General features: G+C 63.3%; 25 protein-coding genes. 14 read left to right on the top strand and 11 right to left on the bottom strand.

Annotated elements, in window-relative coordinates:
* Positions 1 to 63 precede the first annotated feature (63 nt).
* Together ABIA90_RS33325 and ABIA90_RS33320 are read left to right on the top strand one after the other, a co-directional pair.
* Positions 64 to 540 carry an Lrp/AsnC family transcriptional regulator gene (locus ABIA90_RS33325; protein ID WP_354120823.1) on the top strand — a complete coding sequence of 159 codons (477 nt, stop codon included), beginning with the start codon at positions 64 to 66 and terminating at the stop codon, positions 538 to 540.
* 113 nt (positions 541 to 653) lie between these two features.
* Entirely contained in the window at positions 654 to 1,538 is an 885-nt protein-coding gene (locus ABIA90_RS33320) for a protein-L-isoaspartate O-methyltransferase family protein (protein WP_354120824.1), read from the top strand.
* Positions 1,539 to 1,817: 279 nt separating this feature from the next.
* Here the strand turns inward: ABIA90_RS33320 and wrbA are convergent, their stop codons facing one another.
* The 3 genes from wrbA to ABIA90_RS33305 all read right to left on the bottom strand — a co-directional run bounded on the left by wrbA (position 1,818) and on the right by ABIA90_RS33305 (position 4,082).
* On the bottom strand, positions 1,818 to 2,417 hold the full coding sequence (gene wrbA / locus ABIA90_RS33315) for an NAD(P)H:quinone oxidoreductase (RefSeq protein WP_208084459.1): 600 nt from the start codon (positions 2,415 to 2,417) through the stop codon (positions 1,818 to 1,820).
* 163 nt (positions 2,418 to 2,580) lie between these two features.
* Positions 2,581 to 3,279, bottom strand: a complete 699-nt coding sequence (locus ABIA90_RS33310) for a pirin family protein (protein ID WP_354120825.1) — start codon at positions 3,277 to 3,279, stop codon at positions 2,581 to 2,583.
* Between the two features lie 50 nt (positions 3,280 to 3,329).
* Positions 3,330 to 4,082, bottom strand: a complete 753-nt coding sequence (locus tag ABIA90_RS33305) for an SDR family NAD(P)-dependent oxidoreductase (RefSeq protein WP_354120826.1) — start codon at positions 4,080 to 4,082, stop codon at positions 3,330 to 3,332.
* 117 nt (positions 4,083 to 4,199) lie between these two features.
* On the opposite strand from ABIA90_RS33305, the gene ABIA90_RS33300 reads away from it, so the two are divergent.
* Positions 4,200 to 5,135, top strand: a complete 936-nt coding sequence (locus ABIA90_RS33300) for a LysR family transcriptional regulator (protein WP_354120827.1) — start codon at positions 4,200 to 4,202, stop codon at positions 5,133 to 5,135.
* Positions 5,136 to 5,186: 51 nt separating this feature from the next.
* On the opposite strand, the gene ABIA90_RS33295 is transcribed toward ABIA90_RS33300, so the two are convergent.
* Positions 5,187 to 5,444, bottom strand: a complete 258-nt coding sequence (locus ABIA90_RS33295) for a hypothetical protein (protein ID WP_354120828.1) — start codon at positions 5,442 to 5,444, stop codon at positions 5,187 to 5,189.
* A gap of 149 nt (positions 5,445 to 5,593) precedes the next feature.
* On the opposite strand from ABIA90_RS33295, the gene ABIA90_RS33290 reads away from it, so the two are divergent.
* Positions 5,594 to 6,580 carry a tripartite tricarboxylate transporter substrate binding protein gene (locus ABIA90_RS33290; RefSeq protein ID WP_354120946.1) on the top strand — a complete coding sequence of 329 codons (987 nt, stop codon included), beginning with the start codon at positions 5,594 to 5,596 and terminating at the stop codon, positions 6,578 to 6,580.
* A gap of 95 nt (positions 6,581 to 6,675) precedes the next feature.
* On the top strand, positions 6,676 to 7,029 hold the full coding sequence (locus ABIA90_RS33285) for a hypothetical protein (protein ID WP_354120829.1): 354 nt from the start codon (positions 6,676 to 6,678) through the stop codon (positions 7,027 to 7,029).
* A gap of 87 nt (positions 7,030 to 7,116) precedes the next feature.
* On the opposite strand, the gene ABIA90_RS33280 is transcribed toward ABIA90_RS33285, so the two are convergent.
* The 3 genes from ABIA90_RS33280 to ABIA90_RS33270 all read right to left on the bottom strand — a co-directional run bounded on the left by ABIA90_RS33280 (position 7,117) and on the right by ABIA90_RS33270 (position 9,402).
* Positions 7,117 to 7,968, bottom strand: coding sequence for an adenylate/guanylate cyclase domain-containing protein (locus tag ABIA90_RS33280; protein WP_354120830.1), 852 nt, complete (start codon positions 7,966 to 7,968; stop codon positions 7,117 to 7,119).
* Positions 7,969 to 8,161: 193 nt separating this feature from the next.
* Complete coding sequence (locus tag ABIA90_RS33275) at positions 8,162 to 8,629, bottom strand: YbaK/EbsC family protein (RefSeq protein ID WP_014491890.1); 468 nt, start codon at positions 8,627 to 8,629, stop codon at positions 8,162 to 8,164.
* Between the two features lie 41 nt (positions 8,630 to 8,670).
* Positions 8,671 to 9,402: a haloacid dehalogenase type II gene (locus tag ABIA90_RS33270; RefSeq protein ID WP_354120831.1), complete on the bottom strand. Its 732-nt coding sequence runs from the start codon at positions 9,400 to 9,402 to the stop codon at positions 8,671 to 8,673.
* Between the two features lie 533 nt (positions 9,403 to 9,935).
* Here ABIA90_RS33270 and ABIA90_RS33265 point away from each other — a divergent pair.
* From ABIA90_RS33265 to ABIA90_RS33255, 3 genes are read left to right on the top strand one after another with little or no spacing between them, the layout of a single operon-like run.
* Positions 9,936 to 10,532, top strand: a complete 597-nt coding sequence (locus ABIA90_RS33265; RefSeq protein ID WP_028147969.1) for a superoxide dismutase — start codon at positions 9,936 to 9,938, stop codon at positions 10,530 to 10,532.
* Between the two features lie 8 nt (positions 10,533 to 10,540).
* A complete protein-coding gene (locus ABIA90_RS33260) occupies positions 10,541 to 11,191 on the top strand; it encodes a 3-keto-alpha-glucoside-1,2-lyase-like domain-containing protein (protein WP_354120832.1) in 651 nt (216 codons plus the stop codon).
* Between the two features lie 37 nt (positions 11,192 to 11,228).
* Positions 11,229 to 11,726 carry a GlcG/HbpS family heme-binding protein gene (locus ABIA90_RS33255; protein WP_354120833.1) on the top strand — a complete coding sequence of 166 codons (498 nt, stop codon included), beginning with the start codon at positions 11,229 to 11,231 and terminating at the stop codon, positions 11,724 to 11,726.
* 98 nt (positions 11,727 to 11,824) lie between these two features.
* On the opposite strand, the gene ABIA90_RS33250 is transcribed toward ABIA90_RS33255, so the two are convergent.
* A complete protein-coding gene (locus tag ABIA90_RS33250) occupies positions 11,825 to 12,709 on the bottom strand; it encodes an amidohydrolase family protein (RefSeq protein ID WP_028147972.1) in 885 nt (294 codons plus the stop codon).
* 329 nt (positions 12,710 to 13,038) lie between these two features.
* Here ABIA90_RS33250 and ykgO point away from each other — a divergent pair, with 329 nt between their 5' ends.
* From ykgO to ABIA90_RS33235, 3 genes are all read left to right on the top strand, one after another.
* Positions 13,039 to 13,164, top strand: coding sequence for a type B 50S ribosomal protein L36 (gene ykgO / locus ABIA90_RS33245; protein WP_006611362.1), 126 nt, complete (start codon positions 13,039 to 13,041; stop codon positions 13,162 to 13,164).
* Between the two features lie 106 nt (positions 13,165 to 13,270).
* Positions 13,271 to 13,927, top strand: a complete 657-nt coding sequence (locus tag ABIA90_RS33240) for a tetratricopeptide repeat protein (RefSeq protein WP_094184308.1) — start codon at positions 13,271 to 13,273, stop codon at positions 13,925 to 13,927.
* Between the two features lie 124 nt (positions 13,928 to 14,051).
* Positions 14,052 to 14,312: a hypothetical protein gene (locus ABIA90_RS33235; RefSeq protein WP_354120834.1), complete on the top strand. Its 261-nt coding sequence runs from the start codon at positions 14,052 to 14,054 to the stop codon at positions 14,310 to 14,312.
* A gap of 7 nt (positions 14,313 to 14,319) precedes the next feature.
* Here the strand turns inward: ABIA90_RS33235 and ABIA90_RS33230 are convergent, their stop codons facing one another.
* The gene (locus tag ABIA90_RS33230; protein WP_063986707.1) at positions 14,320 to 14,502 is read right to left on the bottom strand and encodes a hypothetical protein; all 183 of its coding nucleotides are present in this window, start codon (positions 14,500 to 14,502) and stop codon (positions 14,320 to 14,322) included.
* 328 nt (positions 14,503 to 14,830) lie between these two features.
* Here ABIA90_RS33230 and ABIA90_RS33225 point away from each other — a divergent pair, with 328 nt between their 5' ends.
* A complete protein-coding gene (locus ABIA90_RS33225) occupies positions 14,831 to 15,787 on the top strand; it encodes an alpha/beta fold hydrolase (protein WP_354120835.1) in 957 nt (318 codons plus the stop codon).
* A gap of 118 nt (positions 15,788 to 15,905) precedes the next feature.
* Here the strand turns inward: ABIA90_RS33225 and cycA are convergent, their stop codons facing one another.
* On the bottom strand, positions 15,906 to 16,301 hold the full coding sequence (gene cycA / locus ABIA90_RS33220) for a cytochrome c-550 CycA (RefSeq protein ID WP_014491900.1): 396 nt from the start codon (positions 16,299 to 16,301) through the stop codon (positions 15,906 to 15,908).
* 264 nt (positions 16,302 to 16,565) lie between these two features.
* On the opposite strand from cycA, the gene ABIA90_RS33215 reads away from it, so the two are divergent.
* Together ABIA90_RS33215 and ABIA90_RS33210 are read left to right on the top strand one after the other, a co-directional pair.
* A complete protein-coding gene (locus ABIA90_RS33215; protein WP_071909495.1) occupies positions 16,566 to 18,059 on the top strand; it encodes an FAD-linked oxidase C-terminal domain-containing protein in 1,494 nt (497 codons plus the stop codon).
* Between the two features lie 26 nt (positions 18,060 to 18,085).
* On the top strand, positions 18,086 to 19,249 hold the full coding sequence (locus ABIA90_RS33210) for an acyltransferase family protein (protein ID WP_354120836.1): 1,164 nt from the start codon (positions 18,086 to 18,088) through the stop codon (positions 19,247 to 19,249).
* Between the two features lie 45 nt (positions 19,250 to 19,294).
* Here the strand turns inward: ABIA90_RS33210 and ABIA90_RS33205 are convergent, their stop codons facing one another.
* Entirely contained in the window at positions 19,295 to 19,780 is a 486-nt protein-coding gene (locus tag ABIA90_RS33205; protein WP_354120837.1) for a putative quinol monooxygenase, read from the bottom strand.
* Between the last annotated feature and the right edge of the window lie 78 nt (positions 19,781 to 19,858).

Raw genomic sequence — 19,858 nt, 5'->3', positions numbered from 1 at the left:
ATGGCAAGTCATCGGCGAAGGAGATCATCTGCCGATGATCTCAAGGTGGAATGGAGAATTGTGTTGGATCGCTTCGGAAGCATTGACACCAAGGATTTGAAGATCCTGGAGGCATTGCAGGCCAATGCGCGCGTGCCGCTGTCGGAGCTCGGCCGTTCCGTCGGGCTGTCTCAGCCGGCCATCTCCGAGCGCGTGAAGCGGCTCGAGGAAGCCGGGATTATCGAAGGCTACGGCGCCCGCATCAATCCGCGCGCGCTAGGGCTCAGCCTGATGGCGCTGGTCCGCCTGCGCACCTCGCATGAGCACATCAAGACCTGCCTCAAACGGTTCAGCGAGATTCCGCACATCGTCGAAGTCCATCGCGTGACCGGCGATGATTGCTTCGTGCTCAAGGTGCTGGTTCCGGCGCCGGAAGATCTGGAGACGATCGTGGATCGTATCGCCGGCTTCGGCGCTGTGACGACCTCGCTCGTGCTGCGGAGCGAGCCGGCGCGACCGATCGGTAAAGACCTCATCAGGAAGAAGACCGAACGCGGTTGAGGCGTGGCCCGCTCGATCGACACGTCACCGGGCTGTCACAAAGCCTTCGATTGCGCCGAGCTTCGATGATCGCGCGCGTTGTGCTATCGTCACTTCCGCTTTCCGGAGGCGACATGGAAGATCGTTCGGCGAAATATCGCGCATTCTATGCGCAGTTGATCTGCGCTGCGGCCAAGACGACAGATCCCCGTATCGAGCAGGCCTTTCGCACGGTCAGGCGCGAACCCTTCGCTGGACCCGGACCGTGGTCGATCTCCGTCGGTGGCCATCCCTACGTCGTGACGCCCGACGATGATCCCGCCTTCCTCTATCAGAACACGCTTCTGGCGTTGGATCCGGCGCGCGGCCTCAATATCGGGATGCCCGGCGCGCACGCCTATTGGCTCAGCGGCTGCGGTGTGAGGGAAGGCGAGACGGTGATCCAGATCGGTGCCGGCAGCGGCTACTACACGGCCATTCTCGCCGAGCTCACGGGACCTTCGGGCCGTGTCCATGCCTACGAGATCGACGAACGCCTGGCGGCACTCGCGCGCGGAAATCTGCAGGACATCCCGCATGTCGAGCTGGAAGATCGCTCGGGCATCGCGTCCGATTTACCGGGCGCGGATGTGATCTATGTCTGTGCGGGCGCGGCGCAGCCGGCCACGCAATGGCTCGATGCGCTGCGGCCCGGCGGCCGGCTGGTGTTTCCGCTGGCGCCGGAGGGTATGCTTGGTGGCATGTTGATGATCACGCGCCCGGACGAGGGCGCGGTCTGGCCGGCGAAATTCCTGAGTCGAGCCCAGTTCATCGGCTGCGCGGGACTGCAGGACGCGGATGCCGGCCGGCGATTGGCCGAGGCGTTCGCGAAAGGATGGGAGAGCGTGCAGTCGCTGCGCAGAGGCGGCGCTCCGGACGAGACGTGCTGGTTTGCCGGTGAGGGCTGGTGGCTTTCGACGGCTGCGGCACCCGTTCCGACGGTTTCAATCAAGCCCCACGCCGACCTCACGCAGGCGTGACGGATCGCTCACGCCTTACGATTTCGCGCACCCGGCACAATGCAGCCGGCCGCGTGAGGCGCGGAACAGGCTGCGGCAATACCAGCGCCGCGCCAGTGCTTGCGCAGGCCTGCGGATCATCTGCGCGATCAACAAGAGTTCGAAAGCCATTCGTATCGCTTTTGGTCAAATATCCCGACCACGTAGATGGGGCGGCGTTCCCGAATGTGAACGCCGCCCGAGTCGCATCAGCCATGCAGTCGTTCGTGCGTAAAGCCTAACCGCGCTCAGCCATGAAGCTCAGCCATGAAGTTTCTTGGCGGTCTCCGCGATCTGGCGACCCTGATAGCGCGCGCCGGCGAGCTCGTTGGCGCTGGGCTGGCGGCTGCCGTCGCCGCCGGTGATCGTGGTGGCGCCGTAGGGGGCGCCGCCGGTGACCTCGTCGAGCTTCATCTGGCCGGCAAAGCCATAGTTCAGACCGACCACGACCATGCCGAAATGCAGCAAATTGGTGATGATCGAGAACAGCGTCGTCTCCTGGCCGCCATGCTGGGTCGCGCTCGCGGTGAAGGCGCCGCCGACCTTGCCGTGCAGAGCGCCCTTGGCCCAGAGTCCACCAGCCTGGTCCAAAAAGTTCGCCATCTGCGAGGCCATGCGGCCGAAACGGGTGCCGGTGCCGACGATGATTGCGTCGTAATTGACGAGGTCCTCAATCTTGGCGACGGGTGCTGCCTGATCGACCTTGTAATAGGACGCCTTGGCGACTTCGGCCGGCACCAGCTCGGGCACGCGCTTGATGTCGACGGTGGCGCCGGCCTCGCGCGCGCCTTCGGCAACAGCGTTGGCCATCGCTTCGATGTGGCCATAGGCGGAATAATAGAGGACGAGAACTTTGGTCATGGTGGTCTCCGTTGGGATCGATGTTGACTGTTTGTGGGGGACGTCATGCCCGGGCAGAAGCGCGAAGCGCGTCTTCGCGCTAGATGTCCCGGGCATCCACGTTCTTGTGCGCCCATGGGGGGGCGTGGATGGCCGGGACAAGCCCGGCCATGACGGATAGCGCTTAAGCCGCGTCGACGAGCACGAGCTCGGAATCTTCCAGAGCCGTGATCTTCAGCCTGTCCTCGTCGCGGATCGCGGCGCCGTCGCGGGCATTGACGCGCACGCCGTTGATTTCGACCGCGCCTGCCGCCGGCACGAGATAAAGGTGGCGTGACTTCTGAGCTGAATACTCAGCCGTTTCGCCGGCCTTCAGTGTGGTTGCCAGCACCCGCGCATCGGCGCGGATCGGCAGGGCGTCCTTGTCGTTCTCGTCGCCGCTGGCGATGGTGACGAGCTTGCCGGAGCGGTCTGCTTTCGGAAACGGCTTCGAGCCCCAGGTCGGCTGGCCGCCACGCGCGGTCGGTTCGATCCAGATCTGGAAGATCCGGGTCTTGGTCGGCTCCAGATTGTATTCGGAGTGGCGAACACCGCTGCCGGCGCTCATCACCTGCACGTCGCCCGCTTCGGTGCGGCCCTCGTTGCCGAGGCTGTCCTGATGGGTGATCGCGCCCTCGCGCACATAGGTGATGATTTCCATGTTGGCGTGAGGATGGGCGGGAAAGCCGGTGTTCGGCGCGATCTCGTCGTCGTTCCACACCCGCAAGGCGCCGTGACCCATGTTGTTTGGATCGTAGTGACTCGCGAAGGAGAAATGGTGCTTGGCCTTGAGCCAGCCGTGATCGGCGCCGCCGAGCTTTGCGAACGGTCTGAGTTCGATCATCTGCGTAATTCCTTTGTGTGATCCTTTGGGTTGAACGGGTGGCGCCTGGATCAGGCGCCGAACCCGCCGTCGACGTTGAGCACCGTGCCGGTGACGAAGGAGGCTTCCGGGCTTGCGAGGAACACGACGCCGGCGGCGACTTCCTCGGGGCGGCCGAAGCGCTGCAGCGCGTGCTGCTTGCGCTGCGTCTCGGCGAACTCGCCGCCGTCCTTCGGGTTCATGTCGGTGTCGATCGAGCCGGGCTGCACCACGTTCACGGTGATGCCGCGCGGGCCGAGGTCGCGTGCCGCGCCCTTGGTGTAGCCGACGACGGCTGCCTTGGTGGCGACGTAGTCGGCAAGCCCCGGGAACGAGGCGCGGTCGGCAAGCATGGAGCCGACGGTGACGATGCGGCCGCCTTCGCCCATCAATTGCGAGGCAGCGCGGATCGCCGCGATCACGCCGTGTACGTTGATGGAATCCTGCCGTTCAAGCGCGGCCGTGTCAGCCTTCGCATCGTCGATCGCGCCGCCGGCGGCAACGCCGGCATTGTTGACGAGGATGTCGAGATGGCCGAATTCCTTCGCGACGTCGTTGACGAGCTGCGTCACGTCCTTGGCCGAGGCTTGGTCTGCCCTGAAAGCGCGGGCATTGACGCCGCGGGCCTTCAGCTCGGTGACGACCGCCTCGGCCTTTTCGGGCGAGGCGACATAGCTGATGGCGACATCCGCGCCTTCATCGGCGAGAGCGCGGGCCGAGGCCGCGCCGATGCCGCGCGAGCCGCCGGTGACGAGGGCAACCTTGCCTGAGAGCTTCTTGGTCATTGGATTTCTCCATTCCTGAATGTCTGATGACTCTTGGATAAGCCTCCGTCTGTGGTATAGAAATAGAAACTGTCGAAACGCATTGTTTCCTGAAATACCCCAATTGGACCGGCGCACATGGCAAAACTCCCCGATTTCGAGGCGCTCGCGATTTTCGCAAAAGTCGTGGAATTACGGTCGTTTGCAGGGGCTGCGAGCGAGCTCGCGATGTCCAAGGCGACGGTGTCCAAGGCGGTCACGCGGCTGGAGGAGCGGCTCGGTGCCCGGCTGTTCAACCGCACCTCGCGGCGGCTGGCGCTGACCGATGCCGGGCACAAGCTCGCCGAGCGCGCGACACGCCTCCTGGTCGACGGCGAGGCCGCCGAGAACGAGGCGCTGGCGCAATCGGTGGCGCCGCGCGGCCTGGTCCGGCTCGCCGTGCCCATGACGTTCGGGATCAAGGCGGTGGCGCCGCTGCTGCCGGAGTTCTTCGAGACCTATCCCGAAGTCTCGGTCGATCTGCACTTAAGCGATGCGACCATCGATCTGATCGGCGAAGGTTTTGATATGGCGGTGCGGATCGCGCGATTGCCGGACTCCTCGCTGATCGCACGCCGGCTCTTCACCATGCCGCGCTTCACGGTGGCCGCGCCGTCCTACCTCAAGAAACATGGCCGGCCGACGCATCCGATGCATCTCGCCGAACACAAATGCTTCAGCTACGCCTATCTCTCGACGCCCAATGTCTGGAACTACACCAATTCGGCAGGCGAGCAGGCGAGCGTCCGTCCGGGCGGACAGCTTCGCGTCAACAACGGTGAAGCGGTGATGCCGGCGCTGATCGCCGGCCTCGGCATCGCCGAGCTGCCCGAGTTCATCGTCGGCGAGGCGATTTCGTCCGGCGAGGTCGAGGTGATCCTGAAAGACTGGAAGCAGGCCGAAGGCGCCGTGCATCTGGTGACGCCACCCGGCGGCCCGCGCCCCGCACGCGTGGAAGCGCTCGGCGATTTTCTCGCGGCGAAGCTGCCGGGCACCTGCAAGCGGCGGCCGCGCTCGAAAGCAAAGACGTCGTAAAGCGAGCGGCCTCAACAATTCGTCATTGTGTCTCGCAATGACGGAGCCTGACTACGACACCTTCACGCCGTTGATTGCGACGATGCGCAAGGCTGGCTTCAGCGTTCCCTCCAACTGCGTCTTCAATTCGTGAACGCGCGGGTCGTTCGAGCGTGCCGCGCAGGCGGTGTATTGATGGACCGATCGCGCCAGGGCGCGCCGCGCTTCCGGCGTTCGCGTCAATTCGGGCTTTGAAAGCCGCAAGACGATTGCTGCGAGATTCACCAGCATCTCGTCCAGGGCGACGTCGATGGTCGCAAGATTTCGCATCACCCACTCCCTGGGAGGGCAACAGCGGGTTCAGGGAAGCGTTCCGGGCCGGGCCGAACATGGTCAATACTTCGTAAACGCCTTGTTCTGGCCGCTCGGCGCGTTAGGCTGCCAGCGAAACAAAGAAAATCGGGGGCGAGGGGACTATGATGGATCGACGCGATCTCTTGCGCGCGGCTGCGGCATTGCCGTTGTTGCGGGCTGCTTTACCTGACAAGGCCTTCGCGCAAGCCTATCCGGTGCGCAACATCACCATGATCGTGCCGTTTCCGGCGGGCGGTCAGGCCGATCTTGCCGCGCGTCCGGTCGCGATGGCGCTGGAGCGGATCCTCGGCAAGCCCGTCATCGTCGACAACCGCGCCGGTGGCGCCGGCGGATCGGTCGGCAATGCCGCGGCGGCGCGCGCAGAGCCCGACGGCTACACGCTGCTGATGACGCTGTCCTCGCTCGCGGTGCTTCCCGAGGCCGACCGTCTGTTCGACCGACCCGTTGCCTACGAAGTCTCGCAGTTCATGCCGATCGCGCGCGTCCTCGCCGATCCCACGCTGCTCGCGGTGCCGGCCTCGGCGCCGTGGAAGACGGCGCAGGATTTTGTCGAGGATGCGAAGAAGCGGCCGGGCCAGATCACTTACGGCTCGTCCGGTCCTTACGGGACGCTGCATGTCGCGATGGAGATGTTCGCGAGCAGCGCCGATATCAAATTGCTGCATGTTCCGTTCCGCGGCGCGGGCCCGGCGCTGACCGCGCTGCTCAGCGGCACCGTGCAGGCGATAGCAGCCGCGCCCGGCACGCTGAAGCCGCAGGTCGACGACGGCAAGCTGCGCGTGCTCGGCAATTGCGGCGCACAGCGCATCTCGAGCTTCCCCGACGTTCCGACCTTCCAGGAGCTCGGCTACAAGGACGTCGAGATGTACATCTGGGCCGGGCTCTTTGCACAGAGTGCTCTTCCTGCGCCGGTCGCGAGCCGCCTGCGCGAAGCGATGGCGAAGGTGATGACGAGTCCGGATGTGCTCAGGAACTTCGAGGCCTCGGGCAGTCTGGCCGCCTATCAGGACGCGCCGGCATTCTCGCAATTCGTGGCGACGGACAGCGCGCGGCTGATCGCGGCGGTGAAGAAGATCGGCAAGGTGGAATAGGTTCCCGCCGCATTTTCACATTTTTTTGTTGGTTCAGAACCTGACCGCGTCTCATTGATTGAAGACAAATCAAGGGAATCGAGAAGGATCGGGATATGCGAACAGAGCGGATTGCGCTGGGTCTGGCGCTTGCAGTCAGCGGCATCGTCGCGCAGGGCGCGGCATCAGCCCAGGACTATCGCGGCACAATGGAACAGCAGATGGCGTGTACGCCGGATGTCTGGCGCCTTTGCAGCGACCAGATTCCGGACACGAACCGCATTGTGACCTGCCTGCAGCAGAACACGCCGCAGCTTTCGAGCGCATGCCGGGCGGTGTTCCAGTCGAACAACCAGGCCCAGCCGCAGCAGCCGGTCCCGCGCGGCCGGGCTGTGCCGCCGCCGCGCTACAACAATGCGCCGCCGCCTGTCGCCGCGCCACCACGTCCCTATGATGATGACAACGACTAGAGCATGATCCGGAAAAGTGTGATGCGATTTTCCGAAAAGGTCATGCTCAAGTCATGACCTGACGCGACCGCCTCACTCCCGACTCGTTTAGCGATCCCGCTTGCTGTTCGGCTCGGGTCGCTGCCGGAGTGCTGTCCGCAAGAGGGCACCGAAGAGCAATGCTGCGACCGGCCAATGGAACCAGATCTTGTGCATGCCGGTGAAAACGTTGATCAGAATCAGAAAGCCCGAAACCGTGAGGGCCACTGCAACCGGGCGGGGCAGCTTCGCCAGCCAATCCGAGACGAAGCCCATCCAGGTGGATGGCTCGTGCCTGCTGTCAATCCATCGCGCGCCAGTTTCCGAATGTGCAACAGCCCCCCCCTGGGGAGGGAGGCTTTCGTCAACCGGGAAGCTCCGTCGCCCAGCGCTTTGGCCGCTCATGGCCACGCGATAGCTGGTCATGGGAGCAACGTTCTTCATTGGTCGCTGGCCGAGACAGTCGAAGCCAACGGACAATTTGTTGTGCACCTGATCGTAGACGGAGCTTGAGATCACAACGCCGCCGGGTTCGGCGAGCTCTTGCAGCCGCGACGCGATATTGACCCCGTCGCCATAGATGTCGGACCCGTCCACCATCACATCGCCGAGGTTAATGCCGATGCGAAACCGCATCGGGTTCGCGTGAGGTGGGTCCGAATCCTGGTTGGAAATTTCCTGCTGAATTTCGACCGCACATTGCACGGCCTCGACGACGCTGGCGAACTCGGCGATCACAGCATCGCCCCAGGTATTCACGATCCGGCCGTCATGACGCTCCACCAGTCCCGCAAAGGCAGTGCGGTAGCGGCGCAGCGTCTCCAACGTTCCGGTCTCGTCTGCCTCCATGAGGCGAGAATAGCCCTGCACGTCAGCGCACAGGACGGTGGTCAATCGTCGTTTCACCTTGTCGTCGGTCATGGTCCATATGGTAGCCTCCCTGACCGGCAATTGCATCAGGCATCGCATCTGGCCCCATCGCGGCTCAACGACCGGTCGTCCAGTCCCGAAACCGTCATACTCGTGCAACGAATGCAGCCAGCCAGGTGCCAAAACCGGTCTGGCGTGAGGTCGCCCTCCGCGCCGTGGTTCACGAGGACAGGCCGGAGCCGCCTTAAGGCCTGTGCTCGCAGACGTCGACCCATTCGGCCGCGGTGAGCTCCGCCATCCGCTCGGGCGTGATGCGCACGGCGCTGTGGGTCGAGCCTGCGGCCGGCACCACCACGTCGAACGCCTTCAGCGACACATCGCAATAAATCGGCAGCGGTGACTTCAGTCCGAACGGGCAGACGCCGCCGACCTCGTGGCCGGTGATCTCGGCAACCTCCTCCAGCCCCAGCATCTTCGGCTTGCCGCCGAACGCAGCCTTGACCTTCTTGTTGTCCATGCGCGAGGTGCCGGCGGCAACGATCAGGATCACACGCTCGCCGATGCGCAACGACAGGGTCTTGGCGATCCGGCCGGGCTCGACGCCATAGGCTTCGGCGGCCAGCGGCACCGTGGCCGAGCTGATCGGGGATTCGATGACGGAGATGTCGGGGGCTTTCTCGGCGAAGAAGGCGCGAACGGATTGAAGGCTCATTCCAAACAGCTCATTCCAGACTCATGGGCGGGCGGCGATGCTTAGGCGACCGTTGGCAGTTCCGAGAGCGCGCGGACACGATGATCCGGCGCGAACCCAAGCTCGTCCATCTGGGTCCGGATCGCCTTATACATCGTCAGCGGTGCCACGAGTTCGTTCTCGACGCAAGCCAGCGCCATCGCCTCGGGCGTCACGCGTTCGATCCAGGCGACGTTCAGCCCGAACGACTTCGCGCCGGCGACATCCCAGGGATTGGACGAGACGAACAGAACCTCATCCGGCCTGGTGCCGAACGTCTCGCCGATCAGCGTGTAGGCCTCTGGAGATGGCTTGAAGACCTTCTTCGCATCCACGCTGATGGTGGCATCGAGCAGACGGTCGAGCCCGGAATTGCGCACGAGCGCATTCAGCATGTCCGGACTGCCATTCGAGAGGATGGCGAGCTTTCGCGGCTTCAGCGCGGCAAGCGCGGCGGCTGCATCGGGGTAGAGATCGAGATCCAGGTATTTCTCGATCACCCGCTCGAACGCTTCGCCTTCGTAGGCGAGCCCGAGCAGGCGCAGCGTATAGGCGAGCGAGTCGCGCGTGACGGCGGCAAAATCCTGGTAGCGCCGCATCAGCGAGCGCAACCAGGTGTATTCGAGCTGCTTGATCCGCCAGACCTGCGTGATGATCTCGCCATAGCCCGGAAAAGCATCCTCGGTGATCTCTGCGACCGACTGGATGTCGTACAGCGTTCCGTAAGCGTCGAAGACGACGGCCTTGATGCTCATGGCTCGCTCCTTTGGGACTTTGCGGTGGCGCACGGACAATACCGAAACGGCCCGGTACTCGACAAGGTCGGAACCTTCTTCAAACAATCGTCACCCCGTCGACCTCGCGCAGCAGATTGACACTGCCGCCGGCAGGCGTTTAATTCGGGGTACGGGGATTTGCGATCTCCCCGCGAGGCGACATGCCCAAGTATCGCGTCCTGGTCACCAAGGACGCCGCATGTCTTCTTTCATCTCGATCTCATCAGAGAAATTGTCCCGTCAATTGGTGCCGCCAGCGCGCCGACCCTCGTCGATGTCCGTATCGACAAGGGCCGCGCGGTCTATTTGCGCACTCGACAAGACGGCGAGCACCAAGAGCTAGCGAGCACACGGGGCAAGTCGGGGACGACGATGAAGTGGAGGACTCCATGACGACGAATACCGACCGCCGAGACTTCATCAGGGGCGTGGGGGCCGCCGCGGCATCGACCGCAATACTCGCGGGGACGCAAGCCCTTGCGCAAGCCAATCAGCCAACAGGAGCCAGGCCAATGACATACCAGCCCAAGCCGATGCCGTTCGATCCGAAATCCATTGCCGGCATCTCGGAGAAGGTGCTCGTCAGCCACTACGAGAACAACTATGTCGGTGCCGTAAAGCGACTCAACGCGATCGGAACGCAACTCGCCGAGCTCGACTTCGCGAAAGCTCCGAACTTCGTCATCAACGGCCTGAAGCGCGAGGAACTCGTCGCGTCAAACTCGATGATCCTCCACGAAATCTATTTCGACGGGCTCGGCGGTGCCGGCAAGCCGAGCACACCACTTGCCGACGCGATCGCGCGCGACTTCGGCAGCATGGAGCGGTGGCGCGCGGAGTTCTCCGCCATGGGCAAGGCCGAAGGCGGCGGCTCCGGCTGGGTGATTCTTTCCTACTCACCGCGCGACAAGCGGCTGGTCAATCAGTGGGCCGCCGACCACACGACGACGCTGGCCGGCGGACGCCCCGTGCTGGTGCTCGACATGTATGAGCACGCCTATCACATGGATTATGGCGCGGCGGCCGCGAAGTACGTCGACATCTACATGGAAGCGATCAAGTGGGACAACGCTGCAACACTGTACGATCAATACAGGCGGGAAGCTTAGTGCAAAAAATGAGCGTAGCGCTCTTGGGGGCGGCGTTGTTCCTATTGTTGGTGGGAGGAAACGCGATGGCAGAAACTGTAAATTTTGACAACGCAGCAACCGGCGCAGCGCCCGAAGGCTGGACTCTGACGATGACGGGTCGTGGCCAGCCCAAATGGACGGTCGAGGTGGAGTCGACGGCGCCAAGCAAGCCGAACGTCCTGAAACAATCCGGTCAGGCAACGTTTCCAGTGGCGCTCAGGAACGGTACCAGCATCCTGGACGGGTTTGTCGAGGTCAAGTTCAAGGCGATCGCAGGCTCCGAGGATCGTGCGGCCGGTATTGTCTGGCGCGCAAAGGATGCCGACAATTACTATGTCGTGCGGGCCAACGCGCTTGAAGACAATGTTGTGCTCTACAAGACGATCAAGGGTGTTCGCAGCGCGCTCGATATCGTCGGCCGGAAAGGCGGCTATGGCGTCAAGGTATCGGTGCCATCAGGTCAATGGCATTCCCTACGTTGCGAATTCGCGGGAAAGCGATTCAAGGTAACGTATAACGGCAAGCCGATGTTCGAGGTCGAGGATGAATCGATCAGGGACGCCGGCATGATCGGCTTGTGGACCAAGGCCGACAGTGTCACCGTATTCGACGACCTGACATACGGTGCGCTGAACTAGGTTAAAGTCGGCGTCGACCGCTCACGTCGGAGAAACCATGCTCGCTCGAACCCAGCTTGCGGCCACCGTCCTGTTGATGCTCGCGCACCCGGCAATGGCGCAGGAGCCGCTCGCGACCTATAAATCCCTGAGTCCCGAGCTGGCGCTTGATCTGGCCCGGGCATCGCTTGGCGATTGCCGATCACGTGGGTACCAGGTCGCCGTCGCGGTCGTCGATCGCTTCGGGGGGACACAGGTGATCCTTCGTGACAGGTTCGCAGGTGCTCACACCGTTTCAACGGCCTCGGGCAAGGCGTGGACCGCAGCAACATTCCGTACCAGCACCACCGAACTGAATGCCGTCAGCCAACCTGGCATGATGCAGGCCGGTATCCGCAATCTCCCCGGCACGGTCATTATAGGTGGCGGATTGATTGTCGAAGCGGGCGGTTCGCTGGTCGGAGCCGTCGGTGTGTCTGGGGCGCCCGGCGGTGATGCTGACGAAGCCTGCGCCAGGGCCGGAATCGACGCCATACGCGACAAGCTGGAGTTTTAGGGCCGCCTTGCCCGCCTCAGCGAGGCCTTGAGCGCCTGAGCGTGAGGGCTTCGGCAACCGGTCGAAGCCCTCAATGCGCCGTGGCGATGAGTACGCGGCTATATCCCCAGCAGCCTGCGCGCGTTGGCCTTCAGCACCTTCGGTCGGATCTCGTCGCGGATCTCGATCTTGGCGAAGTCCGACAGCCAGCGGTCCGGCGTGATCACCGGCCAGTCCGAGCCGAACAGCATCTTGTCCTGAAGGATCGAGTTGATGTAGCGCACCAGGATCGGCGGGAAATACTTTGGCGACCAGCCCGAGAGGTCGATGTAGACGTTCGGCTTGTGAGTCGCGACCGAGAGCGCTTCCTCCTGCCAGGGGAAGGAGGGGTGGGCGAGGATGATCTTGAGGTCGGGGAAATCTGCCGCGACGTCGTCCATGTACATCGGGTTCGAATATTTCAGCCGCATGCCCATCCCGCCGGGCATGCCCGAGCCGACGCCGGTCTGGCCGGTGTGGAATAGCGCGATCGCGCCGCCATTGTTGATCTCTTCGTAGAGCGGATAGGCCATGCGGTCGTTGGCGTAGAAGCCCTGCATGGTCGGATGGAATTTGAAGCCGCGCACGCCGTATTCCTCGATCAGCTTGCGCGCCTCGCGCACACCGAGCTTGCCCTTGTGCGGGTCGATCGAGACGAAGGGAATGAGGACGTCGAGATGGTCGGAGGCGATCTCCAGCATCTCCTCATTTTTGTAGCGGCGGAAGCCGGTCTCGCGCTCGGCATCGACCGGAAAGATCACCGCGGCGATGTTCTTGGAGCGGTAGTAGGCCGCGGTCTCCGGCACGGTCGGCGGATGCTTGTGCGGCGACTTGAAGTAGTCCGCCATCTGCGCCTGGAAATCGTCATAGCCGTCGTCGGGATGGGTGCCGCAGGGCTCCTCGGCGTGGGTGTGGATGTCGATGGCGACGACATCGTCGATGTTGGGCAGCTTCAGCTTCGGCATTGGTTTCCTCCCGACGGGTTGACGAATTGATTATATGATATAACGAATTTGGCAAGGCACGTCGTCGAAGCGAAGCCCCAAGTCGACAAATGCGTAGATCGGGCCGATCCGGCCGTTTCTACTTGCTTTCTACTTTGCATGGGGTTGTTTTCCAGAATTTGCTGGTCCGGAACCGGGCAGTTAACATTGACATCCGGTCCTCCCATGCCTTAAGAACCGCCCCGTCCCGGGCGGTCGGTCCGCCAGCGGGAAAGATCTCATTTTGCCACATTCGCGCGTGCCGAAACGGTAGTGCCGAACACGGCCTTTCGAACGTTCAGGATACTGCCATGAAGGTCCGTAACTCGTTGAAGTCGCTGCGCGGTCGCCATCGCGCCAACCGCCTGGTCCGCCGCAAGGGCCGGGTCTATGTGATCAATAAGGTGCAGCGCCGCTTCAAGGCTCGCCAGGGCTGATATTGCCCTCGCGGTCGCCTCCGCGCGCCCCGCAAGACCACGGCTCACACGAGTTTGACGCCGCCTTTGCTTTGCAAGGGCGGCTTTGCGCGTTTAGACTTTGCGCATGGCAGTGAGATTCCTGGCAGTGAGCTTCCCTTTCGCGCGCACCCTGTGTCTGGCCCTTGTGCTGGGCGCCACTGGCCTTACGCCAGCCCTGGCGCAGAAAGAGCTACCTGCCCCTCCCGGCAAGGAACAGAAGAAGCTGCCGGAGGCGCCGGCCAAGCTGCCGAAGGTCGACCGCAGCAAGAATCTCGATTTCCTGTTCGGCGCGCTGAAGGCCGCGCCGGACGAGGCCAGCGCCAAGCATGTGGAGGCACGGATCTGGGCGATCTGGATCCAGACCCCGAGCGACACCGCATCGCTGTTGATGGCGCGGGCCAAGACTGCGGTCGACGCGCAGAAGATCGACATCGCGATCAAGCTGCTGGATTCGGTCATCAAGCTCAGGCCCGACTACATCGAGGCCTGGAACCGGCGCGCCACGCTCTATTACATGCAGAATGACTACGGCCGCTCGCTTGCCGACATCCGCGAGGTGCTGATCCGGGAGCCTCGCCATTTCGGCGCACTCGCAGGCCTCGGCATGATCATGCAGGAGGTCGGTGACGAGAAACGTGCGCTCGAGGCCTACCGCAAGGCGCTGGCCGTCAATCCGCACCTCGAGAAGATCCCCGAGCAGGTCAAGGCGCTGACCGAGAAGGTCGAAGGCCGCGACATCTAGCGGACAAGTTGATCATTTCCCGAGTGATTGCAGCGTGCGCGGATTAACCACGATCACACGTGCGGCGTTCTCAGGGGTATTGTTGAAGCGCGCGCAGGCCTACCTGCATGGCAGGAGCACGGCCATGAAGCGTTTGATCTTTGCAGGTGTATTGCTGCTCGCGTCGGGCTCGATGAGCCTCGCCGACGGCTTGTTCTGGGTGGTCGGCAATCGCGCCACGGGCAAATGCAACATCGTAACCAGCAATCCCGTGATCATCGGCGACATCTGGTTCGGCGACGGTCCCTACAAATCCAGGGCCGATGCTAAGCTTGCCCGTTCGACGATCCGCGCCTGCCCTGCGGTCACACCCGACGAGGAAAAGGACGAGGACGGAACGAACTAGCCTGCACTTAGTGCAGGACGCTACCGGCGCGCTCGACAAGGCCGTGATCGGCGGCCGCGGCGTAAGCCTTTGCAAGCTCCGTCTCGAGATGCTCGTTGATCAGAAGCAGTGCCCGCACTGCACCGCGCAGGTCACCGTTGCAGCTCGCCACGATCTCGTCGATCGCAGTGTCTTTGGATCTGAAGCTCATCGACATTCTCCGGTTCAAATCAGGACACATCCTGCCGGCCTTCCCGCATCCCCTTGGAGTTTGCGAGGAGGATCGGCGCCCACCCGCGCCTAGATGGCGGAACCGACCGTGGCGATTATATGGAAGCCGCGATGACGACTGCATGAAGCTGGCCCGAGGCTTGCGCGCTGTGGGGAATGCCATTGATTTTACTACGGTTTTTTCTGCTCGAATTATGCACATATCCACAGCCCCGGCATTTCAAGTGGAGCGCGGGGTCTCACGGAGCGAAACTGCCGCCCGCTAGTCTCGTAACTGCCAGGTGCCCTGGATCGCCCGGATTCTCCCCATGATCGTGATGTCAGTCGTGACCGCGCTGGTTCTGCTGGCGCTGGCCACGCAGGCCGGCGTCCTTGCGGTGCAGCGCGCCTTTCCGCCTCAGGGCCGGATGGTCGAGGTCGACGGCGCTGTGCTTCACGTCGTCGATATCGGTCCGCGAGGTTCAGGCGTGCCGATCGTGATGCTGCACGGCGCGAGCTCCAATCTCGAAGCGATGCGGCGTCCGCTCGGCGACCTCCTGGCCAAAGACCATCGCGTCATTTTGATCGACCGTCCCGGTCACGGCTGGAGCACGCGGATGCGGCGGCAGGATTCGACGCCGCAGATCCAGGCCCGGATGATCGACGAGGCGCTTCGTAAGCTCGGGATCGATCGCGCGGTCTTCGTCGTGCATTCCTGGAGCGGCGCGCTCGGCGCGCGGATCGCGCTCGATCATCCCGGCCGCGTCGCCGGCCTCGTCATGCTGGCGCCGGTGACCCACCCCTGGCGCGGCGGCGTCGGCCGCTACAACGAGATCGTCGCAACGCCCGTGATCGGCCCGCTGCTCGCCTACACCATCACGCTGCCGATGGGGTATTTCGTTGCCGAGGCCGGCGCGCGCAGCGTCTTCCTGCCGCAAATCATGCCGGACGGCTTCGTGCAGGACTCCGCGACGCCGCTATTGCTGCGCCCGCGCGAGTTCATCGCCAATGCCTATGATTTGGTGACGCTGAAGGAAGCGGTGACGGCGCAGGCTGCGCGTTACGGCGAGATCAGGGCGCCGGTCACGATCATCGCTGGCGAGCCCGACAAGACGGTGAAGACCGACATCCACGCGCGTCCCTTCGCCGCGATGGTGCCGGGTGCAAAGCTGATCGTGCTGCCCGATCTCGGCCACATGGTGCAGAACGCTGTGCCGGATCTGGTGAAGACGGAAATCGAGACGATGATCGGGAAAATCGTCCCTGCGCAGGCGGCCGCCGATTAAGGCGTTTTCGAGCGAAGTGGATACCGGTTCGCGTGAAGAAGACGCGTCAAAACAAGGAGCCCGAGCTTCGGTTCTGACTCAATCAGAACCGAAGCTCGGGCGGCCGCCGTTCACGCGCTTACTGCTTGATTTTCCCGTCCTTGTCGAACTGCGCGACGAAGGCCCAGAGATTGTTGATCTCGTTCTCGTTCTTGATGCCCGCGAACGCCATCTTGGTGCCGGGGATCTTGGCCTTGGGGTCCTTGATGTATTCCTTGAACGTGGCTTCATCCCAGGTGATGCCGGAATTCTTGTTCGCATCCGAATAATTGTAGTCCGGCGCGGTGCCTGACTTGCGGCCGTTGAGGCCGTTGAGCTCGGGGCCGACCTTGTTCTTGGCGCCTTCGCCGATGGCGTGGCAGGCCAGGCATTTGTTGAACGACGATTTGCCGGCCGCAACATCCTGCGCCATCGCGGCGGGTGCGGTGGCAGTCACGGTGAGGATCATCAGTGCGCCAAAAGTCAGTTTTGTCATCGGGTGCTCTTCGTCTCTTCCCTGGTGGGTCTAGGCTGGTCGGTCTTGCCTGGTCGGCAAACGACGGACCCGCCGGTTTTGGCAGGCCCGCCCGGCTTGGACAAGCCGCGAAACCATGACAGGTTTCATGCTGCCCTACTTGTCCCAGAGCGAACTCGCCGAAGATGGCCGCTCCGACTTTCGGATGGCCTACCCAAACAGGCGCGGACGTGGTTGATTTGCCGCGATAATTTGATCGTGGGCTACGAGTCGGAAGGATATGTTATGGCCATCATGATGCCCGCGAGCGACCAGACCGTGCTGGCGCGCCGCGCTGAGATCGTGGCTGCATTGCGCGCAATCGTGCCCGGCGAGGGCGTGATCGACAGCGCCTCCGAGATGCGGGCCTACGAATCCGACGGGCTGACGGCCTATCGGCAACCGCCGATGGTCGTGGTGCTGCCCGATACGACCGAGCAGGTCTCGCTCGTCCTGAAATATTGTGCCGGGCAGGGGATCAAGGTGGTTCCGCGCGGCTCCGGCACGTCGCTGTCCGGGGGCGCGCTGCCGCTGGAAGATGGCGTGCTGCTCGGCCTCGGCAAGTTCAAGCGGATCCGCGAGATCGATTTCGACAACCGCGTCGTCGTCACCGAGCCCGGCGTCACCAATCTCGCCATCAGCCAGGCGGTCGCGCATGCCGGCTTCTACTACGCCCCCGATCCGTCCTCGCAGATCGCATGCTCGATCGGCGGCAATGTCGCGGAGAATTCCGGCGGCGTGCACTGCCTGAAATACGGCATGACCACCAACAACGTGCTCGGTTGCGAGATTGTCCTGATGAGCGGCGAGATCCTGCGCATCGGCGGCAAGTCGGCGGAGCACACCGGCTACGACCTGATGGGCGTCATCACCGGCTCGGAAGGTCTGCTCGGGGTCATCACCGAGATCACGGTGCGCATCCTGCAAAAGCCGGAAACGGCGCGGGCCCTGATGGTCGGCTTCGCGCAGGTCGAGGCGGCCGGCGAATGCGTGGCGCGCATCATCGGCGCCGGCATCATCCCGGGCGGCATGGAGATGATGGACAAGCCGGCGATCCACGCCGCCGAGGCCTTCGTTCATGCCGGCTATCCGCTCGACGTCGAAGCGCTGCTCATCATCGAGCTCGACGGTCCCAAGATCGAGGTCGACGAGCTGATCACGCGCGTCGAGACCATTGCGAATGCTTGCGGCTCGACGACCTGCCAGATCTCGACCTCCGAGGCCGAGCGCAATTTGTTCTGGGCCGGCCGCAAAGCCGCGTTTCCGGCCGTCGGCCGCATCTCGCCCGATTATCTCTGCATGGACGGCACGATTCCCCGCGGCGCGCTGCCGAAGGCGCTCGCCCGCATCCGCGAGCTCTCGGAAAAATACCAGCTCGGCTGCGCCAACGTGTTCCATGCCGGCGACGGCAATCTGCATCCGCTGATCCTCTACGATGCCAACAAGCCCGGCGAGATCGAGCGCGCCGAGGCCTTCGGCGCCGACATCCTGCGCGCCTGCGTCGAGTTCGGTGGCGTGCTCACCGGCGAGCACGGCGTCGGCATCGAGAAGCGCGACCTGATGCCGGAGATGTTCACCGAGATCGACCTCAACCAGCAGCAGCGGCTGAAATGTGCCTTTGACGCGCAGGGCCTGCTCAACCCCGGAAAGGTGTTTCCGACCCTGCACCGCTGCGCCGAGCTCGGCCGCATGCATGTGCATGCCGGGAAGGTGGCGTTTCCGGACATTCCGCGGTTCTGACGGTCGATACCCGGCATGGCGGCGACATGGCGGACGTTCGGATCAGTGTGACGAAAGAAGCGCCGGGCAGGCGGCTGGCGAAGTCGCGCCTGCTGTTCATCGACAACATCCGCTGGTCGATGATCATTCTCGTGCTGAGCATGCACGCAGCCGACACCTACAGTCCGTTCGGCAATTGGTACTATGTCGACCGGCGGGAGACCGGCTTCGGCACGGCCCTCTTCTTCGGCATCTATCAGAGCTTTCTCCAGGCCTTCTTCATGGCCGCGCTATTCTTCATCGCCGGCTATTTCGCCGTCGGCGCCTTCGATCGGAAAGGACTTTCGAAATTTGCGCGTGATCGGCTGATCAGGCTCGGCTTGCCGACTTTGCTCTACATGTTGGTGATCGGCCCACTGACGCAGTATTTTCTGTCATGGACTTGGGGCAAGGGCGGTTTCGGCCATCAATGGCTGACCCATCTGATGGACGGCGAATGGCTTTCCGAGACGGGACCGATGTGGTTTTGCGTGGTGCTGCTGCTGGTCTCGCTCCTCTATGGCCTGATCCGCCAGACCGGATGGCGGGAGCCCGAGGTTGCGCTGTGCGGCACGGGGATTGTTCTGTTCGTTGCGGCCATGGCGGCACTCACCTTCGCCGTTCGCATCGCCATCCACGCCGATACCTCCGTGCTCAACGTTCACCCCGGCGATCTCCCGCAATACGCTCTCATGTTCGCAGCCGGCGCCGTCGGCTATCGCGGCAATTGGATGCTTGGGCTTGCCGAGCGCTCCTGTATCCGCTGGGGACTGCTCGCGCTGTCGCTCTCTGTGCCGCTGTTTGCAGCGCTCGTGCTGTTCGGGGGAGGCCTGCAGGGGGACACAGCGCTCTATGCAGGCGGCTTCAACGTCGTCAGTGCCGGGAAGTGCCTGTGGGAGGCGCTGGTCTGCGTCGGCATGGGTCTCTTGATGCTGGCCGTCTACCGCCGCTATTTCGACGCGCAAGGGCCGGTCGCCAAATGGCTCTCGGACAACGCCTTCGGCGTCTACCTGATCCATCCGCCGATCCTGGTCGGCTTTGCCCTGCTTCTGCACACACTGCCGCTCTTCGCACTCACGAAGGCGCTCCTGCTGACCATGTTGGCCGCGATCGGCAGCTTGGCCGTCTCGGCGCTGATCCTACGCAGATCGCCGCTGCGCGCGATCATATAGTCGTATGCCGCGGTCCAGATCGAACCGCGGCATACGAGCCGGTGTTTACATGAGTGCGTATTGAGCCCGTTCGCGCTTCGCCAGCAGCGGCAGGGCTTCGCCGGCGATCCAGGTCTTGAAATGTGCGCTCTCCTGATGCGCCTTGAAAGCCGCCTCGTCGCGGAACAGCTCGTAGAACAGGAACTGGGCCGGATTGTCCCTGGCGCGCGAGATCAGGAACAACTTGACGCCGTCCTCGCGCTGCGCCTCCGGCAGGAAGCGGTCGAGGATCGCGGCGACCTTTTCGGCCTCGCCGGGCTTGGCCTCCCATTGTGCGACGACGAGCAGGCCGCCGCCGTCGACGGCGTCGCTGAGGGATTTCTGCGTGGCATAGTGGTTCATGGTCCTTGCTCCTTGCTGCTGGGCTTGAGATGACGCCGCCGCCCATGGCGAGAGATAGATCGCCAGGACGGCACCGAAGGCCCGGATCACCGACCTGCGGCTGAACGCTTCGTGGACGCGCGGCACCAGCCGCTGATGTGTCGATCGCATGCTTGTCTCCATCGGTTGGCCTCGATCGCGATCGGCGCAAGCTTGTAGCGAGGGGCTGCCGGCTTTGGTTCGCCGCTG

It is taken from the genome of Bradyrhizobium sp. LA6.8 (assembly GCF_040547935.1).
GTDB lineage: Bacteria > Pseudomonadota > Alphaproteobacteria > Rhizobiales > Xanthobacteraceae > Bradyrhizobium > Bradyrhizobium barranii.
This window is presented reverse-complemented; position numbering and strand designations above follow the sequence as displayed.

Bases quoted from the DNA above. Each gene is read 5' to 3' on its own strand.
- ABIA90_RS33230 (WP_063986707.1), bottom strand. From the start codon at position 14,502: ATGAGCTTCAGATCCAAAGACACTGCGATCGACGAGATCGTGGCGAGC.
- ABIA90_RS33275 (WP_014491890.1), bottom strand. From the start codon at position 8,629: ATGAGCCTTCAATCCGTTCGCGCCTTCTTCGCCGAGAAAGCCCCCGAC.
- wrbA (WP_208084459.1), bottom strand. From the start codon at position 2,417: ATGACCAAAGTTCTCGTCCTCTATTATTCCGCCTATGGCCACATCGAA.
- ABIA90_RS33260 (WP_354120832.1), top strand. From the start codon at position 10,541: ATGAGCGTAGCGCTCTTGGGGGCGGCGTTGTTCCTATTGTTGGTGGGA.
- ABIA90_RS33225 (WP_354120835.1), top strand. From the start codon at position 14,831: ATGATCGTGATGTCAGTCGTGACCGCGCTGGTTCTGCTGGCGCTGGCC.
- ABIA90_RS33300 (WP_354120827.1), top strand. From the start codon at position 4,200: ATGGCAAAACTCCCCGATTTCGAGGCGCTCGCGATTTTCGCAAAAGTC.
- ABIA90_RS33265 (WP_028147969.1), top strand. From the start codon at position 9,936: ATGACATACCAGCCCAAGCCGATGCCGTTCGATCCGAAATCCATTGCC.
- cycA (WP_014491900.1), bottom strand. From the start codon at position 16,301: ATGACAAAACTGACTTTTGGCGCACTGATGATCCTCACCGTGACTGCC.
- ABIA90_RS33215 (WP_071909495.1), top strand. From the start codon at position 16,566: ATGGCCATCATGATGCCCGCGAGCGACCAGACCGTGCTGGCGCGCCGC.
- ykgO (WP_006611362.1), top strand. From the start codon at position 13,039: ATGAAGGTCCGTAACTCGTTGAAGTCGCTGCGCGGTCGCCATCGCGCC.
- ABIA90_RS33295 (WP_354120828.1), bottom strand. From the start codon at position 5,444: ATGCGAAATCTTGCGACCATCGACGTCGCCCTGGACGAGATGCTGGTG.
- ABIA90_RS33280 (WP_354120830.1), bottom strand. From the start codon at position 7,968: ATGACCGACGACAAGGTGAAACGACGATTGACCACCGTCCTGTGCGCT.
- ABIA90_RS33250 (WP_028147972.1), bottom strand. From the start codon at position 12,709: ATGCCGAAGCTGAAGCTGCCCAACATCGACGATGTCGTCGCCATCGAC.
- ABIA90_RS33210 (WP_354120836.1), top strand. From the start codon at position 18,086: ATGGCGGACGTTCGGATCAGTGTGACGAAAGAAGCGCCGGGCAGGCGG.
- ABIA90_RS33290 (WP_354120946.1), top strand. From the start codon at position 5,594: ATGGATCGACGCGATCTCTTGCGCGCGGCTGCGGCATTGCCGTTGTTG.
- ABIA90_RS33310 (WP_354120825.1), bottom strand. From the start codon at position 3,279: ATGATCGAACTCAGACCGTTCGCAAAGCTCGGCGGCGCCGATCACGGC.
- ABIA90_RS33205 (WP_354120837.1), bottom strand. From the start codon at position 19,780: ATGCGATCGACACATCAGCGGCTGGTGCCGCGCGTCCACGAAGCGTTC.
- ABIA90_RS33305 (WP_354120826.1), bottom strand. From the start codon at position 4,082: ATGACCAAGAAGCTCTCAGGCAAGGTTGCCCTCGTCACCGGCGGCTCG.
- ABIA90_RS33235 (WP_354120834.1), top strand. From the start codon at position 14,052: ATGAAGCGTTTGATCTTTGCAGGTGTATTGCTGCTCGCGTCGGGCTCG.
- ABIA90_RS33240 (WP_094184308.1), top strand. From the start codon at position 13,271: ATGGCAGTGAGATTCCTGGCAGTGAGCTTCCCTTTCGCGCGCACCCTG.
- ABIA90_RS33320 (WP_354120824.1), top strand. From the start codon at position 654: ATGGAAGATCGTTCGGCGAAATATCGCGCATTCTATGCGCAGTTGATC.
- ABIA90_RS33255 (WP_354120833.1), top strand. From the start codon at position 11,229: ATGCTCGCTCGAACCCAGCTTGCGGCCACCGTCCTGTTGATGCTCGCG.
- ABIA90_RS33270 (WP_354120831.1), bottom strand. From the start codon at position 9,402: ATGAGCATCAAGGCCGTCGTCTTCGACGCTTACGGAACGCTGTACGAC.
- ABIA90_RS33285 (WP_354120829.1), top strand. From the start codon at position 6,676: ATGCGAACAGAGCGGATTGCGCTGGGTCTGGCGCTTGCAGTCAGCGGC.